The 18,486-nt window shown below is 64.2% G+C and carries 17 protein-coding genes; 11 read left to right on the top strand and 6 right to left on the bottom strand.

What is annotated here, in order from left to right; translation table 11 throughout:
* Positions 1–56: 56 nt before the first annotated feature.
* From ACODS2_RS22860 to ACODS2_RS22820, 9 genes are all read left to right on the top strand, one after another.
* Positions 57–1,076 carry an amidohydrolase family protein gene (locus ACODS2_RS22860; protein WP_489000790.1) on the top strand — a complete coding sequence of 340 codons (1,020 nt, stop codon included), beginning with the start codon at positions 57–59 and terminating at the stop codon, positions 1,074–1,076.
* Entirely contained in the window at positions 1,073–1,495 is a 423-nt protein-coding gene (gene ligA, locus ACODS2_RS22855) for a protocatechuate 4,5-dioxygenase subunit alpha (protein ID WP_298164788.1), read from the top strand. Before ACODS2_RS22860 ends, ligA begins: the two co-directional genes overlap by 4 nt.
* A 1-nt stretch (position 1,496) precedes the next feature.
* Positions 1,497–2,342 carry a class III extradiol dioxygenase subunit beta gene (locus ACODS2_RS22850; protein WP_298164786.1) on the top strand — a complete coding sequence of 282 codons (846 nt, stop codon included), beginning with the start codon at positions 1,497–1,499 and terminating at the stop codon, positions 2,340–2,342.
* A 98-nt stretch (positions 2,343–2,440) separates the two neighbouring features.
* A complete protein-coding gene (locus ACODS2_RS22845) occupies positions 2,441–3,382 on the top strand; it encodes a Gfo/Idh/MocA family oxidoreductase (RefSeq protein WP_489000791.1) in 942 nt (313 codons plus the stop codon).
* Positions 3,383–3,394: 12 nt separating this feature from the next.
* The gene (locus tag ACODS2_RS22840) at positions 3,395–4,183 is read left to right on the top strand and encodes a CmcJ/NvfI family oxidoreductase (RefSeq protein ID WP_489000789.1); all 789 of its coding nucleotides are present in this window, start codon (positions 3,395–3,397) and stop codon (positions 4,181–4,183) included.
* Between the two features lie 119 nt (positions 4,184–4,302).
* Entirely contained in the window at positions 4,303–6,819 is a 2,517-nt protein-coding gene (locus tag ACODS2_RS22835; protein ID WP_489000788.1) for a TonB-dependent receptor, read from the top strand.
* 136 nt (positions 6,820–6,955) lie between these two features.
* Positions 6,956–8,446 (top strand): lignostilbene-alpha,beta-dioxygenase NOV2, encoded by a 1,491-nt coding sequence (gene nov2, locus ACODS2_RS22830; protein WP_489000787.1) that lies wholly within the window; start codon positions 6,956–6,958, stop codon positions 8,444–8,446.
* Positions 8,443–9,360 (top strand): SDR family oxidoreductase, encoded by a 918-nt coding sequence (locus ACODS2_RS22825; protein ID WP_489000786.1) that lies wholly within the window; start codon positions 8,443–8,445, stop codon positions 9,358–9,360. Before nov2 ends, ACODS2_RS22825 begins: the two co-directional genes overlap by 4 nt.
* Before the next feature lie 37 nt (positions 9,361–9,397).
* On the top strand, positions 9,398–9,787 hold the full coding sequence (locus ACODS2_RS22820; RefSeq protein ID WP_489000785.1) for a hypothetical protein: 390 nt from the start codon (positions 9,398–9,400) through the stop codon (positions 9,785–9,787).
* Here the strand turns inward: ACODS2_RS22820 and ACODS2_RS22815 are convergent.
* The 4 genes from ACODS2_RS22815 to ACODS2_RS22800 all read right to left on the bottom strand — a co-directional run bounded on the left by ACODS2_RS22815 (position 9,784) and on the right by ACODS2_RS22800 (position 13,773).
* The gene (locus ACODS2_RS22815; RefSeq protein WP_489000784.1) at positions 9,784–10,167 is read right to left on the bottom strand and encodes a BLUF domain-containing protein; all 384 of its coding nucleotides are present in this window, start codon (positions 10,165–10,167) and stop codon (positions 9,784–9,786) included. The genes ACODS2_RS22820 and ACODS2_RS22815 overlap by 4 nt on opposite strands.
* Positions 10,168–10,310: 143 nt before the next feature.
* Positions 10,311–11,186 carry a dienelactone hydrolase family protein gene (locus ACODS2_RS22810; protein ID WP_489000783.1) on the bottom strand — a complete coding sequence of 292 codons (876 nt, stop codon included), beginning with the start codon at positions 11,184–11,186 and terminating at the stop codon, positions 10,311–10,313.
* A gap of 71 nt (positions 11,187–11,257) precedes the next feature.
* The gene (locus tag ACODS2_RS22805; protein WP_489000782.1) at positions 11,258–12,172 is read right to left on the bottom strand and encodes an SDR family NAD(P)-dependent oxidoreductase; all 915 of its coding nucleotides are present in this window, start codon (positions 12,170–12,172) and stop codon (positions 11,258–11,260) included.
* The gene (locus ACODS2_RS22800) at positions 12,169–13,773 is read right to left on the bottom strand and encodes an MFS transporter (RefSeq protein ID WP_489000781.1); all 1,605 of its coding nucleotides are present in this window, start codon (positions 13,771–13,773) and stop codon (positions 12,169–12,171) included. The genes ACODS2_RS22805 and ACODS2_RS22800 overlap by 4 nt, the downstream gene beginning before the upstream one ends.
* A gap of 116 nt (positions 13,774–13,889) precedes the next feature.
* Between ACODS2_RS22800 and ACODS2_RS22795 the strand changes: the two genes are divergently transcribed.
* Positions 13,890–14,603, top strand: coding sequence for a nuclear transport factor 2 family protein (locus tag ACODS2_RS22795; RefSeq protein ID WP_489000780.1), 714 nt, complete (start codon positions 13,890–13,892; stop codon positions 14,601–14,603).
* A 105-nt stretch (positions 14,604–14,708) separates the two neighbouring features.
* Here ACODS2_RS22795 and ACODS2_RS22790 read toward each other — a convergent pair whose 3' ends face one another.
* Positions 14,709–15,263, bottom strand: a complete 555-nt coding sequence (locus ACODS2_RS22790) for a hypothetical protein (RefSeq protein WP_489000779.1) — start codon at positions 15,261–15,263, stop codon at positions 14,709–14,711.
* Between the two features lie 124 nt (positions 15,264–15,387).
* The gene (locus ACODS2_RS22785) at positions 15,388–15,867 is read right to left on the bottom strand and encodes a MarR family winged helix-turn-helix transcriptional regulator (RefSeq protein WP_489000778.1); all 480 of its coding nucleotides are present in this window, start codon (positions 15,865–15,867) and stop codon (positions 15,388–15,390) included.
* A gap of 204 nt (positions 15,868–16,071) precedes the next feature.
* Between ACODS2_RS22785 and ACODS2_RS22780 the strand changes: the two genes are divergently transcribed.
* Positions 16,072–18,459: a TonB-dependent receptor gene (locus ACODS2_RS22780; RefSeq protein ID WP_489000777.1), complete on the top strand. Its 2,388-nt coding sequence runs from the start codon at positions 16,072–16,074 to the stop codon at positions 18,457–18,459.
* Positions 18,460–18,486 lie beyond the last annotated feature (27 nt).

Below are 18,486 nucleotides of genomic sequence, written 5' to 3'. Positions count from 1 at the left end.
CCCCCCCCCCCCCCCCCCCCCCCCCCCCACGGAGGTGGGAGCGGAGTACTGATATCATGATCATCGACTGCCATGGCCATTACACCGTGCTGCCCAAGGCTCACGACGAATGGCGCGAGGCGCAGAAGGCGGCGTTCAAGGCGGGCGAAGCCGCGCCGCCATACCCCGACATTTCCGACGCCGAGATCCGTGAGACGATCGAGGCGAACCAGCTGCGCCTGATCAAGGAACGCGGCGCGGACATGACGATCTTTTCGCCGCGCGCCAGCGCAATGGCGCCGCATGTGGGCGATCAATCGGTCGCGGTGCCCTGGGCGCAGGCGTGCAACAACCTGATTGCGCGGGTTGTGGGGCTTTATCCGGAAACGTTTGCAGGCGTGTGCATGCTGCCGCAATCGCCCGAGGCGGACCTGACCAGCTCGATTGCAGAGCTGGAACGCTGCGTGACGCAGCTGGGCTTCATCGGCTGCAATCTCAATCCCGATCCCGGCGGCGGGCACTTCAAGCATCCGCCGCTGACCGATCCCTACTGGTTCCCACTCTACGAGAAGATGGTGGAACTGGATGTGCCGGCGATGATCCACGTTTCGGGATCGTGCAATCCGGCGATGCACGCGACGGGGGCCTATTACATTGCGGCCGATACCATCGCGTTCATGCAGCTGCTGGAAGGCGATCTGTTTGCCAAGTTCTCGACGCTGCGCTTCATCATCCCGCATGGCGGCGGCGCGGTGCCCTATCACTGGGGGCGCTACCGGGGCCTCGCGGACATGCTCAAAAAGCCGGACCTTTCCGGCCACCTGATGAACAACGTGTTCTTCGATACCTGCGTCTACCATCAGCCGGGCGTGAACCTGCTGGCCGAAGTGATCGAGACCAAGAACATCCTGTTCGGCAGCGAGATGGTGGGCGCGGTGCGCGGGATCGATCCGACGACGGGGCACTATTTCGATGACACCAAGCGCTATGTCGATGCGCTGCCGATCACGGACGAGGCGCGCCACGCGATTTTCGAGGGCAATGCCCGGCGCGTCTATCCGCGCCTCGATGCCAAGCTCAAGGAGATGGGCAAGTGACTGAAGCTGCCAAACCCGCTGCGGACATTCATGCCTATCTGGCGGAGCTGGAGGATATCCCCGGCACCCGCGTTTATACCGCCGCGCGGGCACGCAAGGGGTATCACATCAACCAGTTCGCGATGAGCCTGATGAAGGGCGACAACCGCGAGCGGTTCAAGGCGGACGAGCGCGCTTATCTGGATGAATGGCCGATTTCCGAAGAGGCCAAAGAGGCGCTCCTGAAGCGGGACTACAACACGCTGCTGGACCTTGGTGGGAACGTCTATTTCCTCTCGAAGCTGTTCTCGACCGATGGCCTCAGCTTTGCCGAGGCGGTGAGCACGATGACCGACATGACGTTCCCGGAGTATCGGGACATGATGCTGAAGGGCGGGCGTTCCCCCATCGGCAATCGCTCGATCAAGGGAGGCTACTGAGATGGCGCGTTTGACTGCCGGTGTCGGCTCCAGCCACGTGCCCTTGCTGGGCGTGGCGGTGGATCAGGGCAAGACGCGGGACGACTATTTCGGCCCGATCTTCGCCGGGTACGACTGGACCCGCGAATGGGAGAAGGCCGAGAAGCCCGATGTGGTGATCCTCGTCTACAACGACCACGCCAGCGCGTTCGACATGAAGATCGTGCCGACCTTCGCGATCGGCTGCGGTGAGCATTACAAATCGGCAGACGAGGGCTGGGGCCCGCGCAAGGTGCCCGATGTGGAAGGCCATGCTGATCTCGCCTGGCATATCGCGCAGAGCCTGATCCTCGATGATTTCGACATGACGATCATCAACGAGATGGACGTGGACCACGGGCTGACCGTGCCGCTTTCGATGATGTTTGGCACGCCGGAGAAATGGCCGTGCAAGGTTGTGCCGGTGGCGGTCAATGTCGTGACCTATCCGGTGCCTTCAGGCAATCGCTGCTGGGCGCTGGGTGAGGCAATTGCCCGCGCCGTGGCGAGCTTTCCCGAGGATCTCAACGTGCAGATCTGGGGCACGGGCGGGATGAGCCACCAGCTTCAGGGGCCGCGCGCCGGGCTGCTCAACCGCGAGTGGGACAACAAGTTCCTCGACATGCTGGAGAGCGACAGCGATGCGGCGCGGTGGATCCCGCATATCGAATACCTGCGCGAAACGGGCAGCGAAGGCATCGAGATGGTGATGTGGCTGATCATGCGCGGGGCGCTGGGGAAGAAGGTGAAGACCTTGCACCGCCACTACCACATTCCGTGCAGCAACACGGCCATCGGGCATATCGTGCTGGAGCCGGCTCCCGCATAAATGGGGACTGTCCCCTTTTTTGTATGTTAAAACAGAAGCTTGATTGCCATTTGGGCCTTTCCGAAAAATAGGGACTGTCCCCATTTTGTGAGGGTATGATGAGAATAGCACTCGCTGGTGCCGGCGCTTTTGGTGAGAAGCACCTTGATGGCCTTAAGAAGATCGAGGGCGTGGAAATCGTCTCGATCATCAGCCGGACCGCCGAACAGGCGGCGGCGGTGGCGGCCAAGTATGGCGCCAAGCATTCCTCTACCGAGCTGGACGATGCGCTGGCGCGCGATGACGTCGATGCGGTGATCCTGTGCACGCCGACGCAGATGCATGCCTCTCAGGCGATTGCCTGCATGGACGCGGGCAAGCACGTGCAAGTGGAGATTCCGCTGGCGGACAGCTGGGCGGACAGCGAGGCGGTGCTGGCCAAGGCGCAGGAAACCGGCCTGACCTGCATGGTCGGCCACACCCGGCGCTTCAATCCCTCGCACCAGTACGTGCATAACAAGATCACGGCGGGCGAATTCAACATCCAGCAAATGGATGTGCAGACCTACTTCTTCCGCCGCCGCAATATCAACGCCAAGGGCGAGGCGCGTTCCTGGACCGATCACCTGCTGTGGCACCACGCGGCGCACACGGTGGACCTGTTTGCCTATCAGGCGGGCAAGATCGTGAAGGCCAATGCGCTGCAGGGGCCGCTGCATCCCGAACTTGGCATCGCGATGGACATGTCGATCCAGCTGCTGAGCGAGACAGGCGCGATCTGCACATTGTCGCTCTCGTTCAACAACGACGGGCCGCTGGGCACGTTCTTCCGCTATATCGGCGATACCGGCACCTACATCGCGCGGTACGACGATCTGGTGAACGGCAAGGAAGAGCCGATCGATGTGAGCAAGGTCGACGTTTCGATGAACGGGATCGAGCTGCAGGACCGCGAGTTCATTGCCGCGATCCGCGAAGGGCGCGAGCCCAATTCGTCGGTGGGCAAGGTGCTCGATTGCTACCGCGTGCTGGGCGAGCTGGAGCAGCAGCTCAACGCATAAGAGGAGGCGCGGGTGGAGGCTTGGATCGCCTATTCGGGACGCACGTTTGCCCGCCCGCGCTACTATGCCAATGCGCATGAGCGCGATGAGGTGGAGATCGCGCCGGTCCTGATGCCGGTGCTGGATGGTCGCAGCGCCGGGACGGGGATCGACCGCGAGGGCTTCCAGCTCGTTTCGCACCGGAGCGCGGTGCGCGATTTCCGGGACCGCGAGGAAGTGGCGCGGGTCCATATGCGCGAGATCGAGGAACTGGTGCAGGCCGAGACCGGCGCGGACCATGTCCATGTCGGCGCGCCGGGGCTGCTGCGGTTCTCGGAGCGGTCTGGCCTCGCTGGCAGTCTCAACAATTCGATGCCGGCGCGCTTTGCGCATATCGACATTTCCGCTGTGACGGCGGCGCGGTTTGCGCAGGCGGGTGCGGGCGGGCGGCCCTTTGCCCGCTGCGCGCACTACAACGTATGGCGTGCGCTTTCGCCCGCGCCGCAGGACGTGCCGCTGGCGCTGTGCGATGCGCGCTCGATGGCAGCGGACGATCTGATCGCGGCGGATGCGGTGTTTGACGAGCCGGGCAAGCCGGAGTGGTCGTTCGAGGGGCTGGTGGTGGCGCACAATGCCGCGCACCGCTGGCATGCCTTCCTCGATCTGAACGCGGACGAGGCGATCCTGTTCAAGACCCACGACAGCGATCCGGCGCGGGCCATCCATGTGCCGCACGTGGCCTTCGATCTGCCCGGCTGCCCCGCCGACGCGCCGCCGCGAGTGAGCATCGAGATGCGTGCAACGGCGTGGTGGTGGCGCTGAGGCAACAGTTTGTGCGTGAAACATACATTTTAGACAGGCCGGAGATTGCTTCCGCCGTCAGAATTGTTATGACTCATACCTGATTGAACGAGTAGATCGTCAACAAAGGGAGGGTGACCATGGCCAGATTGTCGGCCGCGAGGCGCGTTGCGCGTCTTCTCGGCATTACCGCTGCAGTAGTCTCCGTGCCGGCCTTCGCGCAGCAGAAGGCTGCACCGCAGGCGGCAGAAGAGTCCGCTGCCAACAACGCTGCTTCGCAGGAAATCGTCGTTACCGCGCAGTTCCGCGCGCAGAAGCTGCAGGATACGCCGCTGGCGATCACGGCAGTCAACGCTGCCGTGCTGGAAGCGCGCGGGCAGACCGATATCTCGCAGATCGCCGCACAGGCGCCGAACGTGACGCTGCGTGCGCAGCCGCAGAGCGGCGGTATCGGCCTGATCGCGTTCATCCGCGGTATCGGCCAGACCGACTTCAACTATGCGCTCGAGCCGGGCGTCGGCATCTATGTCGACGACGTCTATATCCCGACGCTGTCGAGCTCGCTGCTCGACCTGATGGATCTGGAGCGCGTCGAAGTGCTGCGCGGTCCGCAGGGCACGCTGGCAGGCCGCAACTCGATCGGCGGCGCGATCAAGCTGTTCTCCAAGAAGCCCAACGGTGAAGGTGGCGGCTATCTGCAGGCGACGTATGGCGCCTACAACCGTATCGACGTGCGCGGCGTGGCGGATTTCAAGATCACCGACCACCTTTCCGCCCGGCTTTCCGGGGCGACCAAGAACACCGACGGCTATGTGAAGCTGCTCGATTACGGCCTTTCGCACCCCAATTCGAACGTGCCGGCCAACACCAATTCGGGCAACGGCATCGAGCGCGGCACGCTGGGCGGACGTTCGTTCTCCGCCGGGCGCCTTGCGCTGCGCTGGGAAGCCTCGCCCGATATCGAAGTGAACATTGCGGGCGATTACACCCGCGAGCGCAACGATGCCGGTGCGCAAGTGCTGCTCTATGGCGGCAGCCCGGCAACGACGCCCGAAGGTATCCCCTGGCTGAAGGGCAAGGACGGCAACGCTGTGCCGCTGAGCAATGCCTTCGTTCCCTACAGCACGCGCTTCCAGCAGAGCGGATCGGCCACCCCGGCGGGCTATGATCCGCGCTTCATCAACTACGCCAACTTCCTCGATGCGCGCACGCCGACGAGCCAGGCGCCGTTCAAGCCCTATTCCGCGAACAATGCCCAGAACTACGATGGTTGGGGCGTGACTGGAAACGTGACGGCGAAGCTGGCCGAGAACCTCAGTGCGGTGTGGATCTCCTCGTTCCGCCGCTACAAGATGAGCTTCGGCTTCGATCAGGACGGCTCGCCCGTGCCGGTCGCGCAGCTTGACAATATCCTGCGCCATCGTGCGTGGAGCCAGGAAGTGCGTCTCAACGGCAGCTTCATGGACAAGCGCATCGAGTACACGCTGGGCGGGTTCTACTTCGACCAGAACGGCACGTACAACGCGCGCGTCGACCTGAACTACGCGGGTATCGACTTCATCCACGGGCCGGACAGCACGCCTTCGACCTCGAAGGCGCTGTTCTTCAACGGGACGTTCCACATCACTGACGCGTGGGGCATCACGGGCGGCATCCGCCACACGTGGGACAAGAAGGACTACACCTACTTCCGTTCGAACCCGGACGGTACGGTGCCCGGGCCGCTGCCGTGCGAATTCTTCCTCGGCGCGCCCACGGCGGGCCCGACCGGTGTCGGCAATTCGCCCAACTGCCTCCTGATCGGCCTCTATAACGTCACCGGCCAGTTCAAGGGACAGCGCACCGATTGGCGCGTGGAGACGGACTACCGGTTCAGCCCGGAAGTCTTCGCCTATGCGTCGGTGGCGACGGGCTACAAGGGTGGCGGCGTGAATCCGCGCCCGTTCTTCGGGCCTTCGGCGGGTGATTGCAACGTGCTGCCGTTCGGCGCGCCGTGCAACCAGATCACCTCGTTCCAGCCGGAAACGTTGCGGACTTATGAAGCCGGCATCAAGACCGACCTGTTCGATCGCAAGCTGCGCTTCAACGCATCGGCCTTCTACAACAAGTACGACAACATCATCCTCACGCTGACGCGCTGCCACGGATTCTCGCCGTGCCTGATGCCCGCCAACGTCGGCAAGGCGAATGTCTGGGGTCTTGAGGCCGAAACCACGATCCGTCCGGTCGAGGGCTTCACGCTGGATGGTTCGCTCAGCTACCTGCACTTCAAGTACAAGGACACCGGCACAACCAATGTGCCGCTGACCAACGTCACGCCCTATACCCCGAAGTGGAACTGGAGCTTTGGCGCGCAGTATGACTACGCGCTCAAGGCCGGCATGATCAGCCTTCGTTTCGACGGCACGTACCAGTCGTCGATCTTCACCGAAGCCTTCAATGGCGCCGACAACCTCGTCGACGGCCGCTTCCTGGGCAACGCCAGGCTGACCTACACCAGCCCGGACAAGGCCTGGCAGGTTTCGGGCGAAGTGCAGAACGTGTTCAACAAGTACTATTACAACACGATCGAAGACGTGAAGAGCTCGCTGGGCGCGATCACGGCCAACCCCGGCCTGCCGCGCACCTGGGCGCTGACGGTCAAGCGCACGTTCTGATCCGCGCGCTTTCCTGAACAAGGCAAGGGGCCGCTCCGCTTCGGTGGGGCGGCCCTTTCCTTTTGCGGAATCGGTTGAAATCCTCTGCCTGTGCGCTACACCTATCGTAACAAATGATAGAATGGGATGGGGATCGATGGGCGCGTTTCCGCAGACAATGTACTTCGCCGGGCTCAATGAACCCGTAGGGCAGGAAGCCAGCCTGACCGGGCTGACGGTGGAAGGCACGCTGCCGCCCGAAGTGCGCGGCAGCTTTTACCGCGCGGTGCCGGATCCTGCGTTCCCGCCCAAGTTCGAGAATGACCACACGCTTTCGGGCGACGGGATGGTGAGCCGGCTTTCGTTCAATGCCGATGGCACGGCGGACTTCGCGATCCGCTTTGTCGAGACCGCGCGCTATCTGGCGGAGAAGGAGGCGGGGCATGCGCGCTTCGGCAAGTATCGCAACCCGTTTACCGATGATGCCGATGTAGCGGGTGTTGACCGCACGGTGGCGAACACCACGCCCGTTTGGCACGCGGGCCGCATGCTGATGGCGAAGGAGGATGGGCGGCCCTATCGCGTCGATCCCGTGACGCTCGAAACGCTGGGCTCGTATGACTTCGGCGGCGCGCTGAAATCGGAGACGATGACCGCGCATGTGCGGATCGATCCCGCGACGAAGGAGCTGTTCTTCTATGGCTATGAGGCCGATGGGCTGGCTTCGACGAAGGTTTCCTATTGCGTGGTGGGGCCGGACGGTACGCTGAAGAGCGAGCAGTGGTTCGATGCGCCCTACTGCGCGATGATGCACGACTTCACGATATCCGAAAACTACGCGCTGTTTCCGATCTATCCGACGACGGCTGACCTCGAGCGCCTCAAGGCTGGCGGGGAGCACTGGCATCATGAGCCGGAGCTGGATTCGTGGCTCGGCGTGATGCCGCGCTATGGCGATGTTTCGGAATTGCGCTGGTTCAAGGGGCCGAAGGGCGTCCATTCGTACCACATGATGAACGCGTGGGAGGACGAGACGGGGCTGCTCCACTTCGATGCCTGCCTCAATTCGACCAATGCCTTTGCCTTCATCCGCGAGCCTTCGGGCATCCACCTGCAGCCGTGGGAGGTGCAGGGCGCGCTGACGCGGTGGACAGTCGATCCCAAGGCGGAGGGCGGTGATGTGACGACGACCATCATCGGACCTCCGGGCGATTTCCCGGTGATCCCGGCGGCGAAGCAGGGGCGGCCTTATACGCACGGCTGGATGCTGACGATGAACCCCGAGCTTCAGGGGCCACCGCTGCTGGGTGGGCCGGTGGGGGCGATGTTCAACCTGCTGTTGCGGCTGGATATGCGGGCCAGCTCGCCGCAGGCGCAAAAACGCCCACCGCAGGCGCTGGCCTTGCCCCCGATGGCCGGGTTCAACGAGCCGGTGCATGTGCCCGCCGCCGATCCAGCGCATGAAGGCTGGCTGGTGACGATCGTGGACCAGCAGATCGGCGACAATGCATTCGTGCATCAGGCGTGGGTGATCGATGCGGGCAACATCGCGGCAGGGCCAGTGGCCAAGGTGACCATCCCGCTGCGCCTGCGCCCGCAAGTGCACGGCTGGTGGGTGCCCCAGGCCGAACTGGATGCTGCTGCATGAGCCGCATCGTCCTTACCGGCGCTTCGGGCAATTATGGCCGGGGGCTGACCGACCGGCTGATCGCGGCGGGGCGCGCGGCGGACCTGATCCTGATCACGCGTTCGCCCGCAAAGCTGGCGGACCGCGTGAGCCAGGGCTGCACCGTGCGCTATGGCGATTTCGACAAGCCCGAAACGCTGGCCGAGGCGGTGCAGGGCGCGGAAAAGATGCTGCTCATCTCCGGCACGCGGGTCGGCGCGCGGGTGGTGCAGCACAAGGCGGCGATCGATGCAGCGGCGGCGGCGGGCGTGAAGCACATTGCCTATACCAGCTTCATCGGCATCGATGATCCGGCAAACCCGGCCGAAGTGCGCCACGATCATATCGAGACCGAGCGGCTGATCCACGCCTCTGGCATGGCGTGGACCATGCTGCGCGATGCGCACTATGCCGATGCGATGATCCTGATGGCTGGCCCGCAAGTGATGCAGAGCGGCCAATGGGTGAGCAATGCTGGCGAGGGGCTGGAGGCGATGGTCTGGCGCGACGACTGCATCGCCGCTGCCGCAGCGGTGCTGCTGGGCGAGAGACATGAGGGCCAGGTCTACAATATCACCGGGCCGGAGCTTCAGACCTTCCGCGAAGTGGCGGCGATCATGGCGGAGGTGACGGGCCGCCCCGTGGCCTATGTTGCGACCACCGACGACGAGCAATACGCCATGTTCGATGCCATGGGCATTCCGCGCCGCCCGGTCGATGACCAGAGCGTGGCGGGCATCCCGTGGAACAGCGACGATATGGTGACCTTCGGGCAGGCCATCCGCGAGGGGTTCCTCGAAGTCTGCACCGATGATGTCGAGCGGCTGACCGGGCGCAAGGCGCGTTCGGTGCGGCAGATGATCGAGGACAACGCGGAGATGCTGCGCAGCGTGTGAGCATCTGCTAGTCTCTGGCTCCGAAAGGACGGGGCCGATGAAGCAGTCGACACGGTATGGGCTGGCGGGGCTGGGCGGTCTGGCGCTGCTGACGCTGGTGCAGTGGGCGCGGCAGGAGCATCTGCAGCACGGCGCAGTGCTGACCTACCTGATCGGCGTGGGGCCGAATTTCGCGGCGGCGATTGCGATCACTTTCGTGCTGCTGGGGGCGTGGGCAGAGCAGCGCCCCGGCGTGGATAGCCAGGGGGAGCGCCTGCGTTTCCGGGTGAGCGCGGCGATCAGCGGCGGAGGGCTGCTGGGCTGGGAAGCCGTGCAGATGCTCAGCCGCAATCTCGTGTTCGATTGGCAGGATGTGCTGGCGACTTTGGCCGGGATTGCGGTGTGTTTCGTGCTCTTCGCCGTGATTGCACCGCGCAGCAAAGCCTAGTGCCAGGTCGCCTTCATGGCGCGCACGACGTCGGCAGTCTGCTGGAGGATGTCGTCGATCTGTTCGGCGAGGAAGGTCTTGGGATCGCGATAGGCCATTGCGAGACCAGCGTAGCGGCGCGCGACGAGCGGGGCATCGGCAACGAGGGTGAGGCTGTGATGGCGCGGATCGCCCTTGATCCGGCGCAGCACCGCGCGCACCGCGTCCTCCGGGCCTTCGAGCACCTGGGCGAACTTCCCCTTGTGCAGCGTGAGCACGCTGGACACGCCGATCCGTGCATTGCGATCGCCGGAGAAGGCGCAGATTTCCCGGACTTGCCGCATCGCCGCCTCATGCGTGGCCACGGCGATGCTGGTGTAGGACAACTTCCACAGGCGCATGGGCGGACGGGTCCTGTCCTATCCACTCCGCACCCGTTGTGCGGCCATGGAATGCTAACTGAGGTTATGCATCTTCACCGAAATTGGAAGAGGTATGGACCCGACAAGACCCAAAAGTACCACAGAGTGTGGCTTGGATGCCGCTATCCGCTGTTCTGGAGATTGGCCGCATAGAGCGCGAGCATGCGGCTCCACGCCTTTTCGGCCTGCGGCTTGTCGTAGATCGGTGCATCGATGGTGCACCAGCCGTGCTGGGCGGGGTAGACCTCGACCTCGGCTGGGCGGCCGGCAGCCTTGGCAGCGGCGGCAAGCGCGGTCTTGTCACCGGGTGCGCTGGCGTCATCGTTCTGGGCGATGGCGAAGAGGAAGCCGGCCTTGGTCTTCGCAAGGAGGTTGATCGGGCTGTCCGGCCCTTCGCCGACCAGGCCTGCGCCGTGAAACGAGGCGGCGGCGCCGATGCGGCCCGGCACCGCGGCAGCGGTGCGCACGGTGTAGGGGCCGCCCATGCAATAGCCGCAGGTGCCGATGCGCTTGGCGGTATCGACTTCAGCTTGCGTGTCGAGCCACGCCGCGAAGGCCTTGGCGTCGCTCATCGTGCCGGCAGGGGTGATCCCGGCGATGAGCGGCTTGAGCTTGGCCTGCCCTTCCGGCGTGCGCCATGCGACGAGCGAATCGAGCACCGGGGCGACCGCGCCGCGGTAATAGTGATTGACTACCAGCACGGCGTAACCGGCGGAGGCGAGGCGGGCGGCCATGGTCTTGTAGGCCTCGCGCAAGCCGGCGATATCGGGCCACATGATCACGGCGGGGTGCTTGCCGGTCTCGGGCGCATAAAACCAGGCATCGACCTTGCCATCGGGCGTGGTGACGGTAACGGCGCGGCCTTTCACGCCTGCGGCCTCCTGCGCCATGCCGCAGCCCGGCAGGCTGGCGAGGACGGCGGCGCTGGCACCGGCGGCACTGAACTGGCGGCGGCTGAGCCAGAGGGCATTTTCGGCTTCGGTCAGTTCGTCACACATGGGATGGGCCTTTCGCTGGGGTGGCGCGCGTGGGGCAGACTATCGCGGCGGGCGGGCCATGCAAGCGCCTCTCAGGTCAGGTCACCAAGCCCGATCATCGTTCCGGCCTCCGCAGCGGTCATCGCGGCGCGGCGCAGGCGTTCGATCTCGAGCCGGGCGGGCGGAGCTTCCTCATCCGGCAGAGCGGCGAGGCTGGCCTCGTAGATCTCGCGGAAGTCCTCGGCGAATTCGGGGTGGGTGAGGATGAGGCCGTCTCCGCGCTCCATTCCGGCGAGGATCTTGGTGCCGACTTCATAGGGGGCCATGCCGGCTTCGAAAGCGGTGCCGAACTGTTCGAGTTCGCTGCGTTCGGGCCGCGCAAAGCCGCTTGTCCCGAATTCTGCGGGGCGCTTCAGCGCGGAATCCCACGCGTTGGTGCGGGTCAGCGCGGGGCAGCAGAGCGAGCAGCCGATGCCGTGGGGGGTGAGATTGTAGCGCAGCGATTCCGTCAGGCCGCGCACGGCAAACTTGCTGGCGGTGTAGATGCCCGCCTGCGGGCCGGGGAGGAAGGCCGCCATGCTGGCGACGTTGACGACATGGCGGCGGCCGGAGGCGGCCTTGAGCTTGGGCAGGAAGCTGACGACACCGTTCACCACGCCGCCGAAGTTGACGCCCATGATCCAGTCGTAATCGGCGTAGCTGGCCTCATCGGTGGGGCCGAACACGCTGACCCCGGCGTTGTTGACGAGGACGTGGACTGCGCCGAAATGGGCTTCCACTTGTGCGGCGGCTTCGGCAAAGGCGGCGCGGTCGGTCACGTCGAGCTTGATGAACAGCGGCTCCTCGCGGCCCCTGGCGGCGAACCATGCGGCGGTCTGGGCGCGGTGGTCCTCATTGCGATAGCTGAGGGCAAGGCGCAGACCCGCATCGCTGAAGGCCTGCGCGACGCCGAGGCCGATGCCGGTGACGCCGCCGGTGATGAAGGCGACTTGTCCTTCGAAACTCATGCGCTTTTGCTTTCCTTGAGGCGCTTGCCGGCCGTTTCGGGCAGGCCGAACAGCGCCACCACGGCGGCGATGACGACCATGATGAAGGGATACCAGAAGCCCGCCATCACGCTGCCGGTGGTGGCCACGATGGCCTGCACGATGAAGGGCATGAAGCCCGCGAAGATGCCGACGCCGAAGTTGTAGGACGTGGCGAGCGAGGAATAGCGCGTGCGGGCGGGGAACTGCTCGGTGAGCCACGCGCCCATCGGGCCATAGGTCAGAATGCCGGGCAGGCCGACCACGACCATGGCGATGACGATGATGAAGAGATTGCCGGCGGGCGGGGTGACCGGCTCCGTGGTGTAGCCGGCTGCCTTGAGCGCAGGCTGGAGCGCATCCAGCGATGCAGGCGTGCCGCCCACGGTGACGACGGGCGCCGACCCGGCAGGCGCATCCTGCTTGGTATAGGGCACGCCGGCGCGGGTCAGCGTATCGAGCACTTTGCCGCAGGCGCTGGCCTGGCCGTGCTGCGCGAAGGGATTGAATGTGCAGTCTGCGCCAGAGACGACGACGGGATGCTCCTTCGCGGCGCGGGCAAGGGCGGGATTGGCCTGATCGGCGATGAGCTGGAAGCCGGGGAACAGCACCACAAGCATCATGATATAGCCCGCCAGAACCACCGGCTTGCGCCCCACGAAATCGGAAAGCCAGCCCGCGAGGACGTTGGTGAATGCCAGGACCGCAAGAACGCCGATGAGCAGCGTGCGGGTGAGCACCGGGTCCATGTGAACCGAGACCTGCATGAAATTGAGCAACTGGATCATGCCCACGTAGCCGCAGATCGACTGGCCAACCGCGCCGCCGAACGTGGCCGCAAACAGGCGGCGCAGCTGCTTGGGCGTGGCATAGGCTTCGCGCAGCGGCGTGCGGGCAAGTTCGCCCGCTTTCTGCATGGCGCTGAAAACCGGGCTTTCGGAAAGCTTGAGGCGCATCCACACCGAGACGGCGAGGAGTACGAGGCTGGAAATGAAGGGAATGCGCCAGCCCCAGGCTATCCACGCTTCCTCGCCCACCAGTGTTTCGGTGGCGAGCACGACGAGGAGGCTGAGCGAGAAGCCTGCCGAGGCGCCGATCTGGATCCAGCCGGTATAGAACCCGCGCTTCCTGAGCGGCGCGTGTTCGGCGACGTAGATCACCGCGCCGCCATATTCGCCGCCGACCGCGAGGCCCTGCAGCGCCCGCAGCACCACCAGGAGGATCGGCGCGGCGATGCCCCACTGCGCATACGTGCCGAGGAGGCCGATCGCGGTGGTGGCAAGGCCCATCAGGGTGATGGTGACGAGGAAGGTGACCTTGCGGCCGAAGCGGTCTCCGAAAGTGCCGAAGATCGCCGCGCCGAAGGGGCGGGCGGCAAAGCCGATGCCGAAGGTGGCGAGCGCGAGGAGGAAGCCTGCGGCCGGGCTGGAGCCGGGGAAGAACAGCTTGCCGAACAGCGGCGCGAGCGTGCCGTAGATGTAGAAATCGTACCATTCGAAGGCTGTACCGGCAGCCGATGCCGCTATCACGGTGCGGATGTCGGCCACCGACGGCTCTCCCGCCGGCTCGCGTATCGAATCCATTCTTCTCTCCCCTTTGCCGCAGCATGGCCGCAGCAGAGGCGATTGCCAATCGTTTCGCGATTAGTTAGCCTTGCTTACAATTTCCCGCAAACGGGGAATCGATGGGAGCTGGGTAAATGTCTGATCTGGAAGCGCGTCTTGCCGCACTGGAAAACCGCGTGGGCGAGCTGGAGGACATCAACGCGATCCGCCGCCTGCAAATGGCCTATGGCTATTACATCGATTACAACCGCCCCGAGGAAGTGGCCGGCCTGTTCGCCGAGGACGGCGCGGTGGTGTTCCTTTCGGGCGAGTATCGCGGTCATGCGGGGGTGATGCGGCTTTACGGCACCTGGTTCCAGAACATGTTCACCGACGGCAAGCGCGGGCCGATCCACGGCTTCCTGCTCGACCATTTCCAGCTGCAGGACGTGATCACGATCGCGCCCGACCGGCAGACCGCCAAGGGCCGCTTCCGGGGCATCCTTGCAGGCGGCTGGCATGATGAAGTGGTGGCGAACAAGCCCGAGCACGTGCCGCAGCAGTTCTGGGAATCGGGCATCTACGAGAACGACTACGTGCGCGAAAACGGCGTGTGGAAGATCAAGCGGCTCAACTACCTGATGCAGTGGCAGGGGGACTACGAGACAGGCTGGGCGCATACCGTCTCGCACCTGCAGCCCGCCGTGGTGTGCTATCCCGAGAACCCGCTGGGCCCGGACGTGATCCTGCCAGAGGAGAACTACCGCCCGACCTGGCCGCACCGGCAGGAAGTGCCGATGAGCTTTGCCCATCCGGTGCTGGCGGAAGCGTTCCGACTGGAGATGTTTGAGGCGTTGAAGGACAAGTAGGGGGCGGCGCTGCTCGCCCGCTGCCTTCGTCACCCCGGTCGAGCCCGGGGTGACGGCGGGTTCTGGGACGCGGTGCGGCGTGCTGCGATGGCTGGAATTGGGTGGTTAGCTGCCGTTGCCCAAAGCTCGATTGAAGGACGTGCGAGCAGTGTCAGTGTCAAACGGGGCCGCGTTCAAATCAGGAAATGCCTGCGTGTTACGAGCCGCTTCGTTCAGGCGGGCGGCGGTAGTACCAATGCGCCAGCACGCAACGATTGTTTCGTCGTTCTGAGACGACATGTCTTGGCCTGCAAAGCCCGAATAGAAAGCCTTAAAAACTCGGTCCCGCGCAGCGAGATAGCCGATAGCTTGTTCGAGCCTTTCAACGATGCCATCGAGAAGTAGCGCGTCAGCTTTAGCGCCCATTCTATGCAGCCAAACCCCTACAAGCATCAGCGCGTCATCAACGCGCTTATCGCTGTTGGAGATTATCTCGACCGATGCGTCACCCCCTTCATCCCAAATTGTGACCCAATCACGATCTACATCAATTGAGTGTGGGCAACCGTCCGCGAGCCGAACAATTACCTCACCGCCAACCGGGACTTCAAATTGTTCGCATTGCGGTTCGACGAACACGGTCAGTGGTGCCTCACCCTTGTTGCGTATGGGTATCCGCATCGCGCCTTTCCATAGTCACCAAGACGAGCGTGCCACGCTAGCGGAATGTCGGCAATGGGGTCGTAAGCTGAATGGCAGCATTCGATCGCGCAGACGCCAGACGCCGCCGCGCACTGCCTAGCCCCTAACCCCCCGTCATCCGCGCCAGAATCGCTTGCGCGGCCGCGTGGAACACCGCGCGTTCCTTTGGCGTAAAATCCGCGAACAAGTGCCCGCCGACCTTCGCCATCGCCGGGATCGTCTGGCGGAACAGGTCCATGCCCGCCGCTGTCAGGCGCACCGGCTTGCGGCGGCGGTTGGAGGCGTCGGGGGCCAGTTCGACGAGGCCGCGTTCGTGCAAGGCGGCGATGGCGCGGCTTACGTTCATCGGGGGCAGGCCCATGATGTCGGACAGTTCGTGCCCGGCAAGTTCGCCCTCGCCGCCAAGGGCGAGGATGATCTTGAGGTCGTTGGGGCTCAGCCCCATCGGCTCGGCCACACCTTCGCGCATCGGGCGCGCGATGAAGGTGCCGAGCTTGAGCAGATCGACGAGGAGTGCGGCATCTTCGCCCAGATCGAGATCGGGACGGGCAGGGGTAGTATCCTGAGCGGGCATGGCAACCATGGCGCGCTTATCGCGTTGCCGGAGCGGGACGGCAAGAGGGGGCGCAAACCTACCTGCACGACCGGCGGCGCGCACAGCTTGCCCCCTGCAAAAAGACCTGTCTCCAACGCGGCGCAAGGGACTTGCAAAGGTCAAATTAGTATGCCTTACTAACAAACGGTAGAACGGCCTCGCAGAGGGCTTCACAAGGAGAGGGGATCACCCATGGCGAAGACACCCACGCTATCGTTGCGTCTATTTTCCGCTGGCAGCGCGCTTGCGCTCGCGTGCGGGCTGGCTGTTCCGGCAATGGCGCAGCAGGCGCCGCAGGCCCAGCCGCAGGACGCCGCGCAGTCGGCCGATGATAACGGCAGCATCAAGGAAATCGTCGTCACGGCGCAGTTCCGTTCGCAGAAGCTGCAGGATACGCCGCTTTCGATCACCGCGATCGATGCGAACCTGCTTGCCTCGCGCAACCAGACCGACCTTGCGCAGATCGCCGCGCAGGCGCCCAACGTGGTGCTCAATGCGCAGGGCGGTGCCTATGGCTCCTCGCTCGGCGCCTCGATCCGTGGCATCGGCCAGTTCGATTTCAACCCCGCCTATGAACCGGGCGTGGGCATGTACATCGACGATGTCTACTATGCGACGCTGACCGGCGGCATCTTCGATCTGCTCGACCTTGACCGGGTGGAAGTGCTGCGCGGGCCGCAGGGCACGCTTACGGGACGCAACTCGATCGGCGGCGCGATCAAGCTCTTTTCCAAGAAGCCGACCGACGAGAATACGGGCACGGTGGAAGCGGTCTATGGCAGCCGCCAGCGCGTCGACTTGCGTGGCAGCGCCAACTTCAAGCTGGCCGATGGGCTCTATGGCCGCATCTCGGGCGTCTACAAGCGGCAGGAAGGCTATGTAAGCCAGCTCGACTATGGCTGCGTCTATCCGAACAACGCGCAGGGCATCGGCGCACGGCCGAGCAGCGGGCAGGGCTGCCTGATCGACAAGCTGGGCGAGCGCAATTACGCGGGCATACGCGGCTCGCTGCGCTACAACCCGAACGACAGCATCGATTACATCGTTGCCGGCGACTACACTTATGAAAACCGCACCAATGCCGCCGAGGTCGTCACTTCGGTGAACCCGGCGCGGGTGAGCAGCACCTATCTGTGCGGCCGCTTCTGCACCTTCGCCAACTTCTACGGGCAGGGCAACACGCCGCCGCCGGGGCTTTCGATCCCCGGGCCGTGGGGCCAGGTGAAGGATGGGTACTATATGCCCAACCGCGTGAAGTTCACCGGCTGGGGTGTTTCGGGCAACGGCACGTTCAAGCTGGGTGACAACTTCAACATCCAGTCGATCACCGCCTACCGCGAATACCGCCAGAAGTGGGGCACCGACGACGACTTCACGCCGGACCTCAACGTGGTCGGGCAGGGGTACAACGACCTCAAGTTCTGGTTCTTCAGCCAGGAGCTGCGCTTCAACGGCAAGATCGGGGACAAGATCGACTTCACTCTGGGCGGGTTCTATTCCGACCAGCGCTCGACCTACTTCACCCGGCAGGACATCCGCTACATCGCGCCGGGGCTGAACTTCCAGTTCCTCGGCAACGATCCGGTGAATGCGGACAGCAAGGCGGTGTTCGGCACGGTGATCGCGCGGCCGATCGAGGGCCTGACGCTGACGGGCGGCCTGCGCTACACCGAGGAGCACAAGGACTATACCTTCGTGCGCCAGAACTATGATGGTTCGGTCTCGTACTTCCTCGGCGCACTCAATGGCGTGAAGGCGACGTTCGACGGCAACAAGGTCGACTGGCGCGTTTCGGCTGACTACCGCTTCAGCCCGCAGGTTCTGGCCTATGTGACGGTCGGCACCGGCTTCAAGGGCGGCGGCGTGACCGCGCGGCCGTTCGATGCTCCGCAGGCGCTGAACGGCAGCTTCGGGCCGGAAACCGTGACGGCCTACGAAGTGGGCCTCAAGACCGATCTGTTCGACCGCCGCCTGCGCGTGAACGTTTCCGCGTTCTACAACGATTACAAGGATGTGCAGCTGCCGCTGATCAGCTGCGCCTCGCTGGGATCGAACGCGCCGTGCGGTGCGCGCCAGAACGCGGGTGACGGCAAGATCAAGGGTGTCGAGCTTGAGGTTCAGGCCAATCCGATCGACGGTCTCTCGTTCGACGGCTCGGTCAGCTACCTTGACGGCGAGTGGTCGCGCATCGATCCGCGCGTGGGCAATGCCGTGCTGCTGAGCGATCCGATCGCGACGCCGAAGTGGAAGTGGGCGTTTGGCGTGCAGTACCGCGCCGAACTGGGTTCGGCCGGCTCGATCACGCCGCGCTTCGATCTCAGCTACTTTGGCCGCAACAACATCGGCCGGATCGCGGGCGGTGCGCCGATCGATTATGCGGCGGCCTACACGCTGGGCAACGCGCGCCTGACGTGGCGCAACAAGGGCGAGGATCTCTCGGTCTCGTTCGAAGTGCAGAACCTGTTCGACAAGTACTACACGCCCTACCGCTTTGCGGCGGTGCAGGCGTTCACCGGCACGATCTACAGCCAGGTCGGCCGTCCGCGCGAATGGGCGCTTACGGTTCAGAAGAAGTTCTGATCCACCCGGCATTCCCGATCATGAGGG

The sequence above is a fragment of the Novosphingobium sp. FG137 genome, from assembly GCF_057809735.1.
Note: the sequence above shows the minus strand (reverse complement) of the source record. Positions and strands in the feature narration are given on the sequence as shown.